Origin of the sequence: Streptomyces sp. NPDC101776 (assembly GCF_044766845.1) — a bacterium.
GTDB lineage: Bacteria > Actinomycetota > Actinomycetes > Streptomycetales > Streptomycetaceae > Streptomyces.
Genome location: NZ_JBIWMV010000012.1, coordinates 61,599 through 78,528 on the forward strand (window position 1 = coordinate 61,599; position 16,930 = coordinate 78,528).

Annotated in this window: 10 protein-coding genes; 6 read left to right on the forward strand and 4 right to left on the reverse strand. The window is 72.2% G+C overall.

The features are described from left to right. Together ACIRRY_RS31330 and ACIRRY_RS31335 are read left to right on the forward strand one after the other, a co-directional pair. The gene (locus ACIRRY_RS31330; RefSeq protein ID WP_403979140.1) at nucleotides 1–1,212 is read left to right on the forward strand and encodes a sulfate adenylyltransferase subunit 1; all 1,212 of its coding nucleotides are present in this window, start codon (nucleotides 1–3) and stop codon (nucleotides 1,210–1,212) included. Between the two features lie 268 nt (nucleotides 1,213–1,480). Further along, nucleotides 1,481–1,936: an ATP-binding protein gene (locus ACIRRY_RS31335; protein WP_403979143.1), complete on the forward strand. Its 456-nt coding sequence runs from the start codon at nucleotides 1,481–1,483 to the stop codon at nucleotides 1,934–1,936. A 23-nt stretch (nucleotides 1,937–1,959) separates the two neighbouring features. On the opposite strand, the gene argF is transcribed toward ACIRRY_RS31335, so the two are convergent. Together argF and ACIRRY_RS31345 are read right to left on the reverse strand one after the other, a co-directional pair. Continuing rightward, a complete protein-coding gene (argF, locus tag ACIRRY_RS31340) occupies nucleotides 1,960–2,967 on the reverse strand; it encodes an ornithine carbamoyltransferase (protein ID WP_403979146.1) in 1,008 nt (335 codons plus the stop codon). 111 nt (nucleotides 2,968–3,078) lie between these two features. Next, entirely contained in the window at nucleotides 3,079–4,302 is a 1,224-nt protein-coding gene (locus tag ACIRRY_RS31345; RefSeq protein WP_403979149.1) for an arginine deiminase, read from the reverse strand. Nucleotides 4,303–4,466: 164 nt separating this feature from the next. Between ACIRRY_RS31345 and ACIRRY_RS31350 the strand changes: the two genes are divergently transcribed. Both ACIRRY_RS31350 and ACIRRY_RS31355 read left to right on the forward strand, forming a co-directional pair. Further along, on the forward strand, nucleotides 4,467–5,513 hold the full coding sequence (locus tag ACIRRY_RS31350) for an SPFH domain-containing protein (protein WP_403979151.1): 1,047 nt from the start codon (nucleotides 4,467–4,469) through the stop codon (nucleotides 5,511–5,513). Continuing rightward, the gene (locus ACIRRY_RS31355; RefSeq protein ID WP_403979153.1) at nucleotides 5,510–6,409 is read left to right on the forward strand and encodes a hypothetical protein; all 900 of its coding nucleotides are present in this window, start codon (nucleotides 5,510–5,512) and stop codon (nucleotides 6,407–6,409) included. The genes ACIRRY_RS31350 and ACIRRY_RS31355 overlap by 4 nt, the downstream gene beginning before the upstream one ends. A 42-nt stretch (nucleotides 6,410–6,451) precedes the next feature. Here the strand turns inward: ACIRRY_RS31355 and ACIRRY_RS31360 are convergent, their stop codons facing one another. Both ACIRRY_RS31360 and ACIRRY_RS31365 read right to left on the reverse strand, forming a co-directional pair. Further along, nucleotides 6,452–9,037, reverse strand: coding sequence for a polynucleotide kinase-phosphatase (locus tag ACIRRY_RS31360; RefSeq protein WP_403979156.1), 2,586 nt, complete (start codon nucleotides 9,035–9,037; stop codon nucleotides 6,452–6,454). After that, nucleotides 9,034–10,497 carry a 3' terminal RNA ribose 2'-O-methyltransferase Hen1 gene (locus ACIRRY_RS31365; RefSeq protein WP_403979159.1) on the reverse strand — a complete coding sequence of 488 codons (1,464 nt, stop codon included), beginning with the start codon at nucleotides 10,495–10,497 and terminating at the stop codon, nucleotides 9,034–9,036. The genes ACIRRY_RS31360 and ACIRRY_RS31365 overlap by 4 nt, the downstream gene beginning before the upstream one ends. Before the next feature lie 215 nt (nucleotides 10,498–10,712). Between ACIRRY_RS31365 and ACIRRY_RS31370 the strand changes: the two genes are divergently transcribed. Next, nucleotides 10,713–14,048 (forward strand): FtsX-like permease family protein, encoded by a 3,336-nt coding sequence (locus tag ACIRRY_RS31370; protein ID WP_403979162.1) that lies wholly within the window; start codon nucleotides 10,713–10,715, stop codon nucleotides 14,046–14,048. After that, nucleotides 14,045–16,921 carry a hypothetical protein gene (locus ACIRRY_RS31375; protein ID WP_403979165.1) on the forward strand — a complete coding sequence of 959 codons (2,877 nt, stop codon included), beginning with the start codon at nucleotides 14,045–14,047 and terminating at the stop codon, nucleotides 16,919–16,921. The genes ACIRRY_RS31370 and ACIRRY_RS31375 overlap by 4 nt, the downstream gene beginning before the upstream one ends. The last annotated feature ends 9 nt before the right edge of the window (nucleotides 16,922–16,930 follow it).

The following is a 16,930-nucleotide window of genomic DNA, read 5'->3' on the forward strand; positions in this document are numbered from 1 at the left end:
ATGAGCACGACCACCATCGACACGCTGCGGTTCGCGACGGCCGGGTCGGTAGACGACGGCAAGTCCACGCTCGTGGGGCGGCTGTTGCACGACTCCAAGTCGGTGCTGACCGATCAACTCGAAGCCGTACAGCGGGTGTCGGCCGACCGTGGCCAGGACGCGCCCGACCTCGCGCTCCTCACGGACGGGCTGCGCGCCGAGCGCGAGCAGGGCATCACCATCGATGTCGCCTACCGCTACTTCGCCACGCCCCGGCGGCGGTTCATCCTCGCCGACACCCCGGGGCATGTGCAGTACACCCGCAACATGGTCACCGGTGCCTCCACCGCCGAGTTGGCGATCGTGCTGATCGACGCGCGCAACGGTGTCGTGGAACAGACCCTGCGGCATGCCGCCGTGGCCGGGCTGCTGCGGGTGCCGCATGTGGTGCTGGCCGTCAACAAGATGGACCTCGTCGGGTACGAGCAGGGGGTGTTCGAGCGGATCGTCGAGGAATTCGCGGGCCACGCTGCCGAGTTGGGGCTGCCGTCCTTCACGCCGATCCCGGTCTCGGCGCTGGTCGGCGACAACGTCGTGGACCGTTCGGCGCGCATGGACTGGTACGAGGGTCCGGCTCTGCTGGAGTTCCTGGAGGACGTCCCGGTCGGCGCGGACCCGTCGGACGCACCGGCCCGATTCCCGGTGCAGTACGTCATCCGTGACGGTGAGGTCCGTTGGTACGCGGGGCAGTTGGTGTCCGGCTCGCTGCGGGTCGGTGACCTCGTGACGGTCCATCCGTCCGGTGTGACCTCCGAGATCACCGGGATCTCCGTGCTCGGCACCGAGACCGGGGCGGCGTACGCGCCGCAGTCGGTGAGCCTGCGCCTCGCCGACCAGCGGGACGTGTCACGCGGCGACATGATCACCGCCGGGGTCGACGCGCCCGCGCTCACCCAGGACGTCCGGGCCGCCGTGTGCCATCTCGCCGACCGCCCGCTGCGGGTCGGCGACCGGGTGCTGCTGCGCCACACGACCCGCACGGTCAAGGCGATCGTCAAAGATCTCGGCGGGGCGGCCGAGCTGGCCGCGAACGATCTGGGCCGGATCACCCTGCGCACCGCCGAGCCGCTCGCGCTCGACGACTACGCGGTGTCCCGGCGCACGGGCGCGTTCCTGGTGATCGACCCCGCGGACGGCGCGACGCTCACGGCGGGCATGGCCGACCTGACCTGATCCACACCTTCGAGATCTCCACGCCCTCGGGCCCCGTTTCGGACGGGGTCCGAGGGCGTTCCTGTGCCATGTCGAAATGACCTGTCGCGGTCGCATCCGTCACGAGACGTCAATAGCGCGGTAACAACGGGAGCAGCAGTGCGGAAGTGACCGTTGAACGGGGTATGCCGCTCGGTACCGGGACGAAGGTCCCGCGCGGTGCCCGCCGAGAGACCCTGACAAAGGGCGCCGTACCATTCATATAGTTGAAAGCAGGACAGCCTGCTCCATGAACGGACCCGCCTTGCAAGAACGCCCTTCCGCCTCCGCCTCCTGGCGCATCGCACTGCCGCACACGGCCGCGGCCGTGCCGGTGGCCCGCGCACTGGTCCGTACGGCTCTGTCCGATGTGAAGTACACGGCCGACAGCGACACCGCGGAGCTGCTGACGGCGGAGCTGGTCGCGAACGCTGTGGAGCACACCGCCGGTGACGCCCCCATAGAGCTCGTGGTCGAGCTGCTGCCCACCGGCTGCCAGGTCGAGGTGCACGATCCCGACCCGGAGCCGCCCGGAAGCCTCACGAAGCCCGTCCCCGAGGAGCCCGACCCCTGGCAGGAGCACGGGCGCGGCCTGCTGCTGATCCGCGCTCTCAGCTCGTCCTGCGGCCACCGCCCCACCGAGTCGGGCAAGGCGGTGTGGTTCCGGCTGCCCGTCGTACCGCGGCAGTGGCGTCCGGCGGGATAGCCGTCGGCCGATGAAAGGCCTGATCAGGCCAGGGTCGCGACCAGCACGGCCTTGATCGTGTGCAGTCGGTTCTCCGCCTGGTCGAAGACGACCGAGTGGGCGGACTCGAAGACCTCGTCCGTGACCTCCAGCGAGTCGAGGCCGTGGGTCTCGTATATCTCGCGGCCGACCTTGGTGCCGAGGTCGTGGAAGGCCGGCAGGCAGTGCAGGAACTTGACGTCCGGGTTGCCGGTGGCCCGCAGGACGTTCATGGTCACGGCGTACGGCGCGAGGGCCGTGATCCGCTCGTCCCAGACCTGTTTGGGCTCGCCCATGGAGACCCACACGTCGGTGACGACGAAGTCGGCGCCCGTCACCCCCTCCTCGATCCCCTCGGTGAGCGTGATGCGCGCGCCGCTGCGCTCGGCCAGCCCGCGGGCGACGGTGACGATCTCCTCGGCGGGCCAGTACGACTTCGGGGCGACGATCCGTACGTCCATGCCGAGCAGCGCGCCGGTGACCAGGTAGGAGTTGCCCATGTTGAAGCGGGCGTCGCCGAGGTAGGCGAAGGCGATCCGCTTCAGCGGCCTGTCGCTGTGCTCGGTCATCGTGAGCACGTCGGCGAGCATCTGGGTGGGGTGCCAGTCGTCGGTGAGCCCGTTGAAGACCGGCACGCCCGCGTAGGCGCCCAGCTCCTCCACGGCGGCCTGACTGTCCCCCCGGTACTCGATGCCGTCGTACATACGGCCGAGCACCCGCGCGGTGTCCTTCACGGACTCCTTGTGCCCGATCTGCGAGCCGGACGGGTCCAGGTAGGTCGTCGAGGCCCCCTGGTCGGCCGCGGCGACCTCGAACGCGCAGCGGGTGCGCGTCGAGGTCTTCTCGAAGATCAGCGCGATGTTCTTGCCCGACAGGTACCGCGTCTCGCCCCCGGCCTTCTTGGCGGCCTTCAGCTCGGCGGCCAGCTCGATCAGGCCGCGGAACTCCTCCTCGGAGAAGTCCAGCTCCTTGAGGAAGTGGCGGCCGGCGAGGGCGGTCGGGACTGTCGCCATGGGGGCGCTCCAGAGATGCGGGTACAGGGGAACGGGTGCGTGCTTCAGGGGATTACTTTGGAATTCTATACGATACGCAGAATTTCTATACGACAGCCCGTCCGCCGTCCGCTATACGGCGTCCCGCTCGACCGGGCAGCTCATGCAGCGCGGCCCGCCCCGGCCCCGGCCCAGTTCACTGCCCGGGATCTCGATCACCTCGATGCCCTGCTTGCGCAGATAGGTGTTGGTGGTGGCGTTCCGTTCGTAGGCGACGACGACGCCGGGCTCGACGGCGAGGACGTTGCAGCCGTCGTCCCACTGCTCGCGCGCGGCGGCGTGCACGTCCTGGGTGGCGGTCAGCACCCGGATCCCGTCCAGCCCGAGGGCGGCGGCGATCGCGTGGTGCATGTGCTCCGGCGGATGGTCGGTGACCTTCAACTCCTTGTCGCCGACGCCCGGTTCGATGGTGTACGACCGGAGCATGCCGAGCCCCGCGTACTGGGTGAAGGTGTCGCCGTCGACCATCGTCATCACCGTGTCGAGGTGCATGAAGGCGCGCTGCTTGGGGATGTCGAGCGCCACGATCGTCTGCGCGGAGCCCTCGGCGAACAGCTTGTGCGCGAGCATCTCGACGGCCTGCGGGGTGGTGCGCTCGCTCATGCCGATGAGCACCGCGCCGTTGCCGATGACGAGTACGTCCCCGCCCTCGATGGTGGACGGGTAGTCGGCCTGCCCCTCGGACCAGACGTGGAACTTCTCGGTGCGGAAGAGCGGGTGGTGGCGGTAGATCGCCTCGAAGTGGACGGTCTCGCGCTGCCGGGCCGGCCAGCGCATGGCGTTGACGGCGACGCCGTCGTAGATCCAGGCGGAGGTGTCGCGGGTGAAGAGGTGGTTGGGGAGGGGGGCGAGGAGGAAGTCGTCGAGGTCCATGACATGGAAGCGGACGGAGGTCGGCTCCGGGTGGGCCTCCAGGAACTCCCGCTTGGTCATGCCGCCGACGAGCGCCTCGGCCAGTTCGGGTGCGGGCAGGGCCTCGAAGGCGGCACGGAGGTGGTCGGTGGCGAGGGGGCCGTACTCCTTCTCGTCGAAGACGCGGTCCAGGACGAGCGCGCGGGCCGCCGGGATCGCCAGGGACTCGGCGAGCAGGTCGCCGAAGAGGTGGACGGCGACGCCCCGGTCGCGCAGTACGTCCGCGAAGCCGTCGTGCTCGGCGCGCGCCCGGCGCACCCAGAGCACGTCGTCGAAGAGGAGGGCGTCCTTGTTGCCGGGGGTGAGCCTTTTGAGCTCGAGATCCGGCCGGTGCAGGATGACGCGGCGGAGCCGCCCGGTCTCGGAGTCGACATGGAGTGCCATGTCTCCATCCTGACCATCCGGGGCCGGGTTCACCCCCTTACTTCACATACCGCCACCGCTTCAGGCACCGCCACTTGTTTTCGTCCTCTTGACGACAACCCGGTTCCGCGATTATCGTCTTACTGACGAGATCGATGCGGGATCCGAGGGGAACTGAGGGACTGATGGCCGACATCACCCGGCGCCTGGGCTGGCGCCATCTGCGCGGGGCTCCGACGGCGCACATCCGGCACCACCGCTCGGGCAAGCTGCTGCACGACGGGCCCGGACTCAGCTTCTGGTTCCGCGCGTTGACCGCCGCACTCTCCGAAGTGCCGGTCGACGACCGGGAGTTGGCCATGACCTTCCATGCCCGTACGTCCGACTTCCAGGACGTGGCGGTCCAGGCGACCGTCACCTACCGGATCAGCGACCCGGCCCTGGCCTCCGCACGGCTCGACTTCTCCGTGGACCCGGACACGGGCGTGTGGCGAGGGGCGCCTCTTGAGCAGTTGGGCACCCTGCTGACCGAGACGGCTCAACAGCACGCGCTGGCCGTGCTCGCCCGAACTCCCCTCGCGGCGGCGCTGGTCGACGGCGTGACGGCGGTACGGGAGCGGATCGCGGCCGGACTCGGCGCCGAACCCCGCCTCCCCGCCACCGGCATCGAGGTCGTCGCCGTCCGCGTGATGGCGATCCGGCCCGAGCCCGAGGTGGAACGGGCGCTGCGCACCCCGGCCCGCGAGCAGATCCAGCAGGAGGCGGACAAGGCCACCTACGAACGCCGGGCGGTGGCCGTCGAACGGGAGCGGGCGATCGCCGAGAACGAACTCGACAGCCAGATCGAACTCGCCCGCCGCGAGGAGCAGTTGGTCGACCAGCGCGGCACGAACACGCGCCGCGAGGCCGAGGAGCACGCGGCGGCGGACGGCGTACGGGCGGAGGCGGAGGCGACGCGTACGGTACGGCTCGCCGACGCCGAGGCGGCGCGGTCCGTACGGCTCGCCCGTGCCGAGGCCGAGGGCGCGCGCGAGGTGGGTGACGCGCGGGCGCATGCCCAGGCGGCGTGGCTGCGGGTGCACTCCGACGTCGATGTCGCGACCCTGCACGCGCTCACCGGGACGCGGCTCGCGGAGAACCTGCCGAACATCGACAGCGTGACGATCTCGCCGGACGTGCTGACCGGGCTGCTCGCCCGGCTCGGTGCCGGCGGCGGCGAGGCCGGCGCGTGAGTCTCGCCCCCCGGGCCGTCCTCGTCCATCGGACCACGGAGTACGAGGAGTTGGTCGCCCGGCACGGGACGCACGGCCAGGCAGCGTACTTCCTGCGTTCGCGGGGCCGGGACATCGAGGAGGTCGCCGAACGGCACCGCCGGACCCGGCGGGCGCTGGCCGAGGTGTCCTCGGCGATCCCCCTGACCTGGCGTCAGACCCAGGTCGAGCGGGCCGACTTGGACCGGTTCCTGTTCGCGCCGGAGGACGTGGTGGCCGTGGTCGGCCAGGACGGGCTGGTCGCGAACGTCGCCAAGTACCTCGCCGGGCAACCGGTGCTGGGCTTCGACACGGACCCCGGGCGCAATCCGGGCGTCCTGGTTCGGCACCGGCCGTCTGACGCCGGCGTGCTGCTGGGCTCCGCCCGTGCGGCCGGTACGGGTGTCGACGAACTGACCATGGTCGAGGCCGTCGCCGACGACACACAGCGGTTGGTCGCGCTGAACGAGATCTATCTGGGCGCCGTCGGTCATCAGACGGCCCGATACCGCCTGGGTCTGGAGGGCGACGGGGGTGTCGTCGAGGCCCAGGCGTCTTCCGGGGTGCTCGTGGGAACGGGCACCGGGGCCTCCGGCTGGCTCCGGTCGGTGTGGCAGGAACGGGGCAGTGCCCTGTCCCTGCCACACCCCTCGGAGGACCGGCTGGTGTGGTTCGTCCGGGAGGCCTGGCCTTCACCTGTCACCGGTACGTCGCTCGTCGCCGGCGAGCTTCGTGGTTCGGCGGGGTTGCAACTCACCGTTGAGTCCGAGGAGTTGGTTGTGTTCGGGGACGGGATGGAGGGGGATGCGGTGGAGTTGACCTGGGGGCAGGGGGTGCGGGTGGGGGTTTGTGGGGAGAGGCTGCGGTTGGTGGGCTGAAAAACCTTTCCCACCCACCCACCGGCACCTACCACCACACCCTCACAACCGTGGATCCACCGGCTCCGACTCCAGCGCCAGTACCCCGAACACCGCCTCGTGGACCCGCCACAGCGGCTCCCCTTCCGCCAACCGGTCAAGCGCCTCAAGACCCAGCGCGTACTCCCGGATCGCCAGCGAACGCTTGTGGTTCAGGAAGCGGCCACGCAGGCGGGCGAGGTTGTCGGGACGTGTGTACTCCGGACCGTAGATGATCCGCAGGTACTCACGGCCACGGCACTTGATACCCGGCTGGACCAACCTCCCCTGCTCGCTGCGCACGACCGCCCCGACCGGCTTGACGACCATGCCCTCGCCGCCCCGCCCGGTCATCTCCAGCCACCAGTCGACCCCGGCCCGCACCGACTCGGGGTCGCCCGTGTCGACGTACAGTCGCCGCGTGGTCTGCAGCAGGCCGGTGCTGTCGTGCTCCACCAGCCGGTCCAGCAGGGCGAGTTGTTCGTCGTGCGGGAGTCCGGCGAGGCTGCGTCCCTGGACCGCGAGGATCTGGAACGGGGCGAGACGGACCCCGTCGAGGCCGGACGTGGTCCAGCAGTAGCGACGGTAGGCGTCGGTGAACGCCGAGGCGTCCGCGGCCCGTTCACGCTGCCGGGACAGCAGGTCGGCCACGTCGACACCCCGCCCCACGGCCCCCTCCAGCGCGGCCAGCGCACCCGGGAACACCGCCCCCGCCGCCGCGCCGACCGCCGCGTACTGACCGCGCAGCAGCCCCGACGCCTTCAGCGACCACGGCATCAACTCCGCGTCCAGCAACAGCCAGTCGGTCTCCAGGTCAGCCCACAGTCCTGCCTCCTCCAACGCCGTCCGCAGTCGGCCGAGGATCTCCTCGGTCACCGCGGCGTCGTCGAAGAAGGGACGACCCGTGCGCGTGTACAGCGACCCCGTCGGACCTCCCTCCACGCCGAACCGCTTCGCCGCCGCCTCCGCGTCCCGGCACACCAGCGCCACCGCCCGCGAACCCATGTGCTTCTCCTCGCACACGACCCGCGCGACCCCGTCGTCTGCGTACTGCGCGAACGCCTCCGCCGGGTGCTCAAGGTAGTGTCCATCAGCGGCTCCGCCGCGGGCGTCCACATGCGACGTCGCCGTCGGGGCCATCGTCGGAGGCAGGTACGGCAGCAGCCGCGGGTCGACCGCGAAGCGGCTCATGACCTCCAGGGCCGCCGCCGCGTTCTCCTCGCGGACCGACACCCGGCCGGCGTGCCGGGTCTCCACCACGCGACGGCCGTGCACGTCGGCCAGGTCGAGCGGACGGCCGTCGTGTCCGCCGGGCGCCTCGGTGCGCAGCGGGCGGGTCGGCTCGTACCAGACCTGCTCGGCCGGTACGTCGACCAACTCCCGTTCCGGCCAGCGCAGGGCGGTCAGCTTGCCGCCGAAGACGGCGCCCGTGTCGAGGCAGATGGTGTTGTTGAGCCAGGTCGCCTCCGGGACCGGGGTGTGGCCGTAGACGACGGCCGCGCGGCCCCGGTAGTCCTCGGCCCACGGGTAGCGCACCGGCAGGCCGAACTCGTCGGTCTCGCCGGTCGTGTCGCCGTAGAGCGCGTGCGAGCGCACCCGGCCCGATGTGCGGCCGTGGTACCTCTCGGGCAGGCCGGCGTGGCAGACGACCAGCCGGCCGCCGTCGAGGACGTAGTGGCTGACGAGGCCGTCGATGAACTCCCGCACCTGGGCGCGGAATTCGTCGGACTCCCCCGCCATCTGCTCGATCGTCTCGGCCAGGCCGTGCGTGTGCTGGACCTGGCGGCCCTTGAGGTGACGGCCGTACTTGTTCTCGTGGTTGCCCGGTACGCACAGCGCGTTGCCCGACCCGACCATGGACATCACGCGGCGCAGCACTCCGGGCGAGTCGGGGCCGCGGTCGACGAGGTCGCCGACGAACACGGCCGTGCGGCCCGCCGGGTGGACGCCGTCGTCGTAGCCCAACTTGCCGAGCAGGGTCTCCAGTTCGGCGGCGCAGCCGTGGATGTCGCCGATGATGTCGAAGGGGCCGGTGAGATGGGTCAGGTCGTTGAAGCGCTTCTCGGTGACGACCGTGGCGCCCTCGATGTCCTCGACGCCCCGCAGGACGTGCACCTTGCGGAAGCCCTCGCGCTCCAACCCGCGCAGCGAGCGCCGGAGTTCGCGGGTGTGGCGGGTGATGACGCGGCGGGGCATGTCGGCGCGGTCGACGCGGGTGGCGTTGCGCTCGGCGCACACCTCCTCCGGTACGTCGAGCACGATGGCGATGGGCAGGACGTCGTACTGCCGTGCCAGGTCGACCAGTTGGCGTCGGCTGTCCTGCTGGACGCTGGTCGCGTCGACGACCGTGCGGCGGCCGGCGGCGAGCCGCTTGCCCGCGATGTAGTGCAGGACGTCGAAGGCGTCCCGGCTGGCGCTCTGGTCGTTCTCGTCGTCCGCGACCAGGCCCCGGCAGAAGTCGGAGGAGATGATCTCGGTCGGCTTGAAGTGGCGGTGCGCGAAGGTGGACTTGCCGGAGCCGGAGGCGCCGATCAGGACCACGAGGGAGAGGTCGGTGACGGGCAGGACCCGTCCCCGCTTCCCGTTCTCGAAAACCTGCGTCTCGGTCATGCCGCCTTCGCCTCCTTCACGGTACTTACGCTGAACACGGCCATCTGGGTGGGCGGTCCCACCTCGGGGTCGTCGGGCCCTACTGGCACGAACTCGACCTCGTATCCGTGCCGTTGGGCGACCTTCGCCGCCCACTCCGCGAACTCCGCGCGGGTCCACTCGAAGCGGTGGTCGCCGTGCCGGACGTGTCCGGCCGGGAGGGTCTCCCAGCGGACGTTGTACTCGACGTTGGGGGTCGTGACGACGACCGTCCTCGGGCGGGCCGAGCCGAACACCGCGTACTCCAGCGCGGGCAGCCGGGGCAGGTCGAGGTGTTCGACGACCTCGCTGAGCACGGCGGCGTCGTAGCCCTTGAGTCGCTTGTCGGTGTAGGCGAGCGAGCTCTGGAAGAGCTGGACGCGTGCGGCCTGCCGCTCCCCCATGCGGTCGAGCTTCAGGCGGCGGCCGGCGATGGTGAGCGCCCGCATCGACACATCGGTGCCGACGATCTCCGTGAACCGGGTGTCCTTGAGCAGCGTCTGCACCAACTGGCCCTGCCCGCACCCGAGATCGAGCACGCGGGCGGCACCGGACGCCCTGAGCGCCTCGACGATCGCGTCCCGGCGCTGCACGGCGAGCGGCGTCGGCTTCTCCTCGGCCTCCGTCTCCGCCGCGACGGCGTTGTCGATCTCCTCGACCTCGCTGTCGTCGGCCTCGGCGAGCCGTACCAGTTCCAGTCGCTCCATGGCCTCCCGGGTGAGGGACCAACGGCGGGACAGATAGCGGCTGGTGATCAGTTTCTGCTCGGGGTGCGTGGGCAGCCAGCCCTCACCGGCCCGCAGCAGTTTGTCGACCTCGTCGGAGGCCACCCAGTAGTGCTTGGCGTCGTCGAGGACCGGCAGCAGGACGTACAGGTGGCGCAGTGCCTCGGCGAGGGTCAGCGTCTCCGATTCCAGTACGAGGCCCACGTACCGCGAGTCGCCCCACTCGGGGAACTCGGCGTCCAGCGCGACCGGTTCGACGGTGACCGTCCAGCCGAGCGGCGCGAAGAGCTGTCGTACGAGATCGGGGCCGCCGCGTGCGGGCAGCGCGGGTACCTCGACACGCAGCGGCAGCGGCTGGGCGGCGCGCTCGGGGCGGGCGTTGCACACGCCCCGCATGGCGCTGGAGAAGACCGCGCTGAGCGCGACGGCGAGGAGTGAAGAGGCCGCGTACGGACGGTCGTTGACGTACTGCGCGAGCGCCGCGTCGGGCGCGCCGCCGCGCCCCTTGCCCTTGCCGCGCCGGACCAGCGCCACCGCGTCGACCTCCAGCAACAGCGCCGCCGTGCAGCGCCCGGGATCCGCCTCGGGGTAGAGGACGTACGCCTTGCCGTAGGAGGTGGAGAACGCCTGCGCCTTGTCGGGATGCTTGTGCAGCAGGAAACCGAGGTCGGTGGCGGGGCGTTCGGGAGTGCCGGTGGTACTGATCGTCAGGAACACGGTGGGTATGCCTCGAAACGTCTACAGGGCCTCTGAGCTGGGATGGCGCGCCACCGCGGAACCCGGGGCGCCCGCCCAACGTACAGCGAACATCCCTGCCGTACTCAGGCATTTTCCCCGCCCCGGCGGATCGGCGATTGTTGTGCCGTCGGGGGCATCGCTGGTAGGACTGTGGCGCGCCGTCACCGTCACATGTTCGATTCGCGGGGGTTCATGTGGTCGCCACGGCCTTGAGGCCCTCCTCGCGGCGGCGGCTGCCCGCGGTCGCCCGGCGGGCCACGCAGCACGGACTGGTGCTGGCCGCGGTGTCCGTGACCGTGCTGCTGTGTGCGACGGCGTTGGCCGCGCTCACGGCGCTGGCGGGGAGTTCGGTGCAGGCCGGGGCCGTGCGGCGGCTGGCCGGTGACATCGGGGCGCAGGTGAACGTCAACGCGGCCTATCGGGCCGGGGGGATGGCCGTCGCCGACCGGGATGTACGGGCCGCCGTGGAGCGGGTGTTCGCCGGGGTGCCGCAGCGGACCTATGTCGGGCTGCTGGGCACGTCGCCGGTGTCGGTCACGGGGATCGACGGGGTCGTGGGTCCGCCGCGTGGTCCCGGGGGCAGCGGGCTGCATCCGGTCGCGGTCCAACACGGGGGCGGGTTCGGGGAGTTGGTCGCCGGGCGGTGGCCCGCCGGTACGGCCGACGCACCGGCGGGCGCGTTCACCTCGCTGCCCGAGGTGCCCGTCGCCACCGGGTCCACCGCTCCGGTCAACACGGCGATACCCGACGCGCTCGCCAAACGCCTTGATATCGGGCCCGGTTCGCGGCTGCGGATACAGGACGCCTTCAGTCGCGTCATGACGCTGCGGGTCACCGGGGTCTTCCGGGCGTCCGGCGCGGTCGGGTTCTGGCCCGCGATGGCCGGTGACCTGACCCAGGGATCGACCGCGGACCAGGGCCTGTTGGTGGTCTCGGCGGCCTCGCTCAACGGCAGCGCCGTCCTGAACGGGCATCTCACGGCCCACTGGAGTGTGCAGCCGGACCTCTCCCGGATCGACGCGGACGGTCTCGCCGGGCTGCGTGACCGGCTGCGGGCCTTCTCCGGCAGCCAGAGCGGTGTGTCGGTGTTCGGCGGGCGGCAACCCTCCCTCGCCGACCTCACCGTGGCCTCCGGACTGCCGGGCGCCATCGACGACTTGACCGTTCCGACGGTCGCGGCCCGCTCCTCGCTGTATCTGCCGAGCATGCTGCTGGCGGTCCTCGCCCTGGCCACCCTGGTGCTGGCCGCCCGCCAGTTGACCGAGCGACGACAGGGTGAGCTGGCCCTCCAACAGGCCCGGGGCGCCGGGACGTTGAGGCTGCTGCGCGGCGCGGGAGCGGAGTGGGCGCTCACCGGCATCCCGGCCGCCCTCGTCGCGCCCTTCCTGGCCGGGCTGCTGCACCCCGGCAGCCTGGGCGCCGACGCGTGGGCGGCCGTGGGGCTGACGCTGCTGGTGCACGCCGCGGCGGTGTTGCTGCCCGTGCTGCCGTCGGCGGGGTCGCGGGCGGGACGGGGTGCGCGGGCCGCCGCCGCGCAGCGGTTGGGGGCGGATCTGGCACTGCTGGCCGTGGCGGCGCTGGGGTATCTGGAGCTGCGGCGGCACCACTCGCTGATCGCCGACGTGGGCACCGGCAGCGCGTCCGTGGACCCCGTGCTGGTCCTGGTGCCGACCCTGGTGGCCGGCGCCGGCGCACTGCTGTTGCTCCGGCTGCTGCCGCTGACCTCACTGTTGCTGGACGCGTTCGGGCGTCGTAGCCGAGGGTTCGTACTCGCCCTGGCGGGCTGGCAGTTGAGCCGACGGGCCGCGCGCAACGCGGGGCCGGTGGTGCTGATGTGCCTGGCCGTCTCGGTGAGCGCCTTCGCCACCACCGCGCTCGCCGGTCTGGGCGGGCTGGCGTCGGAGGAGGCCGCGTTCACCGTCGGCGCGGACGTACGGATCGACCCGTCCGCGGACGACGGCTACCCCTCGGCCGTCCTGGCCGCCGCCTATCGCGCACTGCCCGGGGTGACCCGTGTGGCGCCCGTGACGCAGGCGACGGTGAATCTGCCCGGCGGCACCACCGAGAACCTGGTCGGCACTGTCGGCGGACCCGCTCCCCGCACCCCGTCACCGGTCGTCCTCGGGGTACCGCTGCCCGGGCGGCCGACCGCGCTGCTGCTCGACGAGCGGCTGCGCAGCGACGGCAGCCGGGTGGCGCCGAGCCTGGAACTGACCGTGCAGGACGCGGCCGGTCTCGTCAGCGTCGTACCGGCACGGCTGCCCGCCGCCGACGGCGCCCGGCACACCGTCGTGGTCCCGCTCGACGTGGCGCTGAGCGACGGGCATCCGCGGGCGTATCCGCTGACGGTGACCGCCGTCGGCGTCCTGCCGCAGCCGAACCTGCCGCCCGCGCGACTGGACCTCGACCTGATCCGGATCGGCGCGCGGGACACCGCCAACACCCCCGATTCCGCGACCACTTGGGTCTCCCGGCTGCCCGGCGGGCAGGTCTGGTCCGACGGCACGGACCACGCCGCCGACTCCGCCGAGGGTGCGTGCAAAGGGAAGTTGACCGACACGTACACCCCCGGCTCGCCCGGGGTGTGCTCGATCGTTCCCGGCGGGTCCTCGGTGCTCCGGACCAACGTCAGCACCGGCATCCGTCCCTCCCAAGCCATTTCGGACTCCTTCGGCGGGCTGTCCGACAGCGACTACGCCACCCGGTCCGGCAGCCAAGTACGGCTCGTGGCGGGCCCGTCGGGCGGTCCGGCGCCGCTTCCGGTGCGCGCCGACGCCTCGACGCTGCGGGCCGCGCGCCTGCACGTGGGCAGCACCACCACACTCGACCTGGGCGGCGGCCGGATCACCGCGAGGATCGTGGGCAGCGTCGACCCACCGCCCGGACTGGGCCGTGGACAGGGGCACTTGATCGCCGACCAGCGCCAACTCGCCACCGCGCTCACCCTGGCCGGTGCCGACCGGCAGGACCCCGCGTTCTGGTGGCTGAGCAGCACCGACAGCGCGCGTACGGCCGCCGCCGTGGAGGCGCAGCCCGCGCTCGGCAGCGTCACCACCACGGCACGCACCGCCGCGTCCCTCCAGGCCGACCCGTTCCGCGCCGGGCTGCGCCGGGTGCTGGAACTGGTCCGCCGGCTGGCCCCCGGTTTCGCCGTCATCGCCTTCACCGTGCACGCGGTGGTCTCCACCCGGCAGCGCCGCAAGGAGTTCGCGCTGCTCCGGGCGATCGGCGTCCGCGCCTCCGGACTGTCCGCGCTGCTCGGCGCCGAACAGGTGGGTCTGGCGCTGTTCGCGGTGGTCCCGGGGGCACTGATGGGCATGGCCCTGGCCTCGGCGGTGCTGCCCCTGGTCACCGTGGACGACAGCGGACAGGCCCCGTATCCGCCGCTGCCCCGGATCACCCCCTGGGCGACCGTGACCCTGACCGCGCTGGCGACCGCCCTGGCCATCAGCGCGGTGGTACTGACCCTGGCCCGGCTGCTGGCCCGGGTGGATCTGGTGCGGGTGCTGCGAGCGGGGGAAGACCGGTGAGCCGTACGACAGGACAGGGGTCGCAGGCGGAAAAGGGGCCGCAGGCGGGACAGGGGTCGAAGGGACGAGCGGCGGTGACCCGGCGGCTGATCCGCGAGGAGTCCCGGGGCGACCTTCCGATGCTGGCCTGTCTGGCCGTGCTGGTCCTGGTGCTGACGGGGCTGTGCGCCTGGGCCCCCGTGCTCGCGGGCCGGCAGGAGGACCGGGCGCTGCGGCAGCGGGTCGACGCGGCGCAGGCCCAGGCGCCGCTGATCAGCCTGAGCACCACGCCGGAGGTCTTCAACACCTCACCGCCGTCCATGGACATGGCCACCCTGCTCACCGCAGGCCGCACCCTCACCCGGCACCTCGACGGCTCCGCCGCACGACACCTGTCCTTCACCGGCGGCGGCAGTTACGACTACGACCCGGCGGCCCTGCTCTCGCCCCGGCCACCGGGCCCGAAGAACACTAGCGTGAGCCTGACGGTCAGTCATCTGCCGTCGGCGCAGGCCCACTTGCGCTATGTCAGCGGTCACGCGCCCGCCGATCACACGCCGTTGACCACCGCGCCCCAGATCGGGCTGTCGCAGGCCACCGCACGGGCGCTGGGCGTCCGGGCCGGCAGCCGGCTGAACGTCGAGTTCGCGAAGACGCCCGGGGCGCAGAACGCCGCGCCCGACGCGGAGTTGGTGGTGAGCGGGGTCTACCGCACCACGGCCGCGAGCGACGGTTTCTGGACCGGCCGGGAGACGCTGGAGCAGCCTTCGCGCTACCCGGAGGAGCGTTCCACCGGCACGGTGCTCGCCGTCCGCGGTCTCGTCGGCCGCGACGCCGCCGACCTGTTGGCCGGTGCCGGGGTGGGCGGCCCGCGGGTGACCTGGCAGTTGCGCGCCGAGCTGTCCGGGGCGGCGCTCGACCGGGCCCGCGCGCTGACCGGGCCGCTGTCCCACTACGGCGCGGACCTGAGCGCCGCCCTGTGCCAGGGGAGCGACTGGGTCACCGGCGACATCAGCTGTCAGGTCGACGGCCAGTCCACCCAGTCCCTGCTGGTGACCGACTCCCTGACGCCGTTGCTCACCGCGTTCACCGCCCAGGACCAGCAGGCCAGAGCCCTGGCGACCTATGCCGTCGACGCGCTGGCGGCGGTCGCGCTGGCCACCGTGGCGGTCGCGGTACGGCTGCTGCTGCGCCGCAGGCAGCAGCATCTGCGGTTGCAGCGCGCGCGGGGCGCGTCCACCGCGCGGCTGGTGCTGTTGCGCTGCGCGGTGGCCTGGCCGGTGGTGCTGATCGCCGCCCTGCTCGGCTGGGCGGCCGGCCGGTCCCTCGCTCCCACCGGCACGTCCGGGTCACCGCAACCGCTGACCGCCGCCCTCACCACCGCGACGGTGCTGCTGACGGTGCCCCTGATGACCTGGCTCGCGGTCCGCGAACCCCGCCGCCCCGGCCGCCTGCGCCGCACCCGCCGGAAGACGGCCGTAGGCCGCCGCGCGGTCCTGGAACTGACGGTGCTGCTCACGACGGCGGCCGGCGTGGTCGCGCTCCGCGCCCAGGGCCCCGACGGGATTCTCGGCGCGGTCCCGGTCCTGGTGGCGCTCTCCGTCGTACTGGTCCTGCTGCGCGTCTATCCGCTCGTCCTTCGCCTGGTGCTACGGCAGACCCGGCGCGGCCGGGGTGTGGTGGGCTTCGTCGGGGCGGCCCGGGCCGCGCATGACGCCCCGGCGACCGGACTGGCCCTGTTCGTGCTGGTGTTGACCCTGGGCACGGCGGTGTTCGGCGGCCTGGTGCAGCGTACGGTCGACGACGGCCTGGCGACGGGGGCGGCCTGGACCACCGGCGCGGACGCGAGCGCGACGGTGGCGGGGACGGTGACACCCGCCGGGACAACTGCCGTGTCCCCCAACGAAATTCGGACCGCCCTCCAACGTCTGCGCACCCTCGACCTCGCGGGGCAGGACGACGGCGCGGTGGTCCCCCAGGTCGCCGTGATCACCGTCGACCCTCGCCAACTGGCCGCCGTGGCACCGCAGTCGCCGTTGGCCCGCGCCCTGTCGGCCGGGCTGGTGACCCCGCCGGGAACACGGATCGACGCGAGTGTCCCGCTGCCGTCCTTCCTCTCCCCCGACCTGCGGGCCCGCGAGCGCACCGGTGGCTTCACCACCACCGTGGTGGCCCAGGGGCAACCCCCGGTGAACCTGACCCTCAAACCGGTCGGCACCCTCACCACCGCCGAACTGCGCGACCCCCTCCTCGGCCCGGTCACGGCGCGACTCCCCCCGGGGACACCGATGTTGATCACCATCGCCGGCGCCGAACACCTGCTGAACCAACAGGCCTCGGGCAGTACCGTCCTGCTTCTCAAGGGCGACGGCCCTACGGCCCTGCGGTCGGCGGCGGCCAAGGCGCTCGGGCCGCTCGCTCAGATCCGCGTCCGCTCCGAGGTGCTGAGCACGCTGCGCGCGGACGGCCTGACGCAGGGCCTCGGCATGATCTACACGGCCGGTTCGATCCTGGCCGCGCTGTCCGGCCTGCTGGCGCTCGCCCTCGAACTGACCCTCACCTCCCACGAACGCAGCCGCACCACGTCGTTCCTGCGCACGCTCGGACTCGGCGGCAGGGAGGCGGGGGCGATCCACTTCCTGCAACTGCTGCCGCTGGCGGTGGCCTCGGCGGTGGGCGGCACCCTGCTCGGGCTCCTCGAACCACGGCTCATGGAACAGACCCTGGATCTACGGCAGTTCACCGGCGGCCCGGCCCAACCGGCCCTGCACACCGACTACTCGCTGACCCTCGCCCTCGTCGCCGGCGTGACCGCGCTGATCCTGGCCGCGGCGGCGACCGAGACGGTCCTCGCCCGCAGGCGCCGTCTGGGGGCCGTACTGCGCCTGACCTGAACTCCCGCC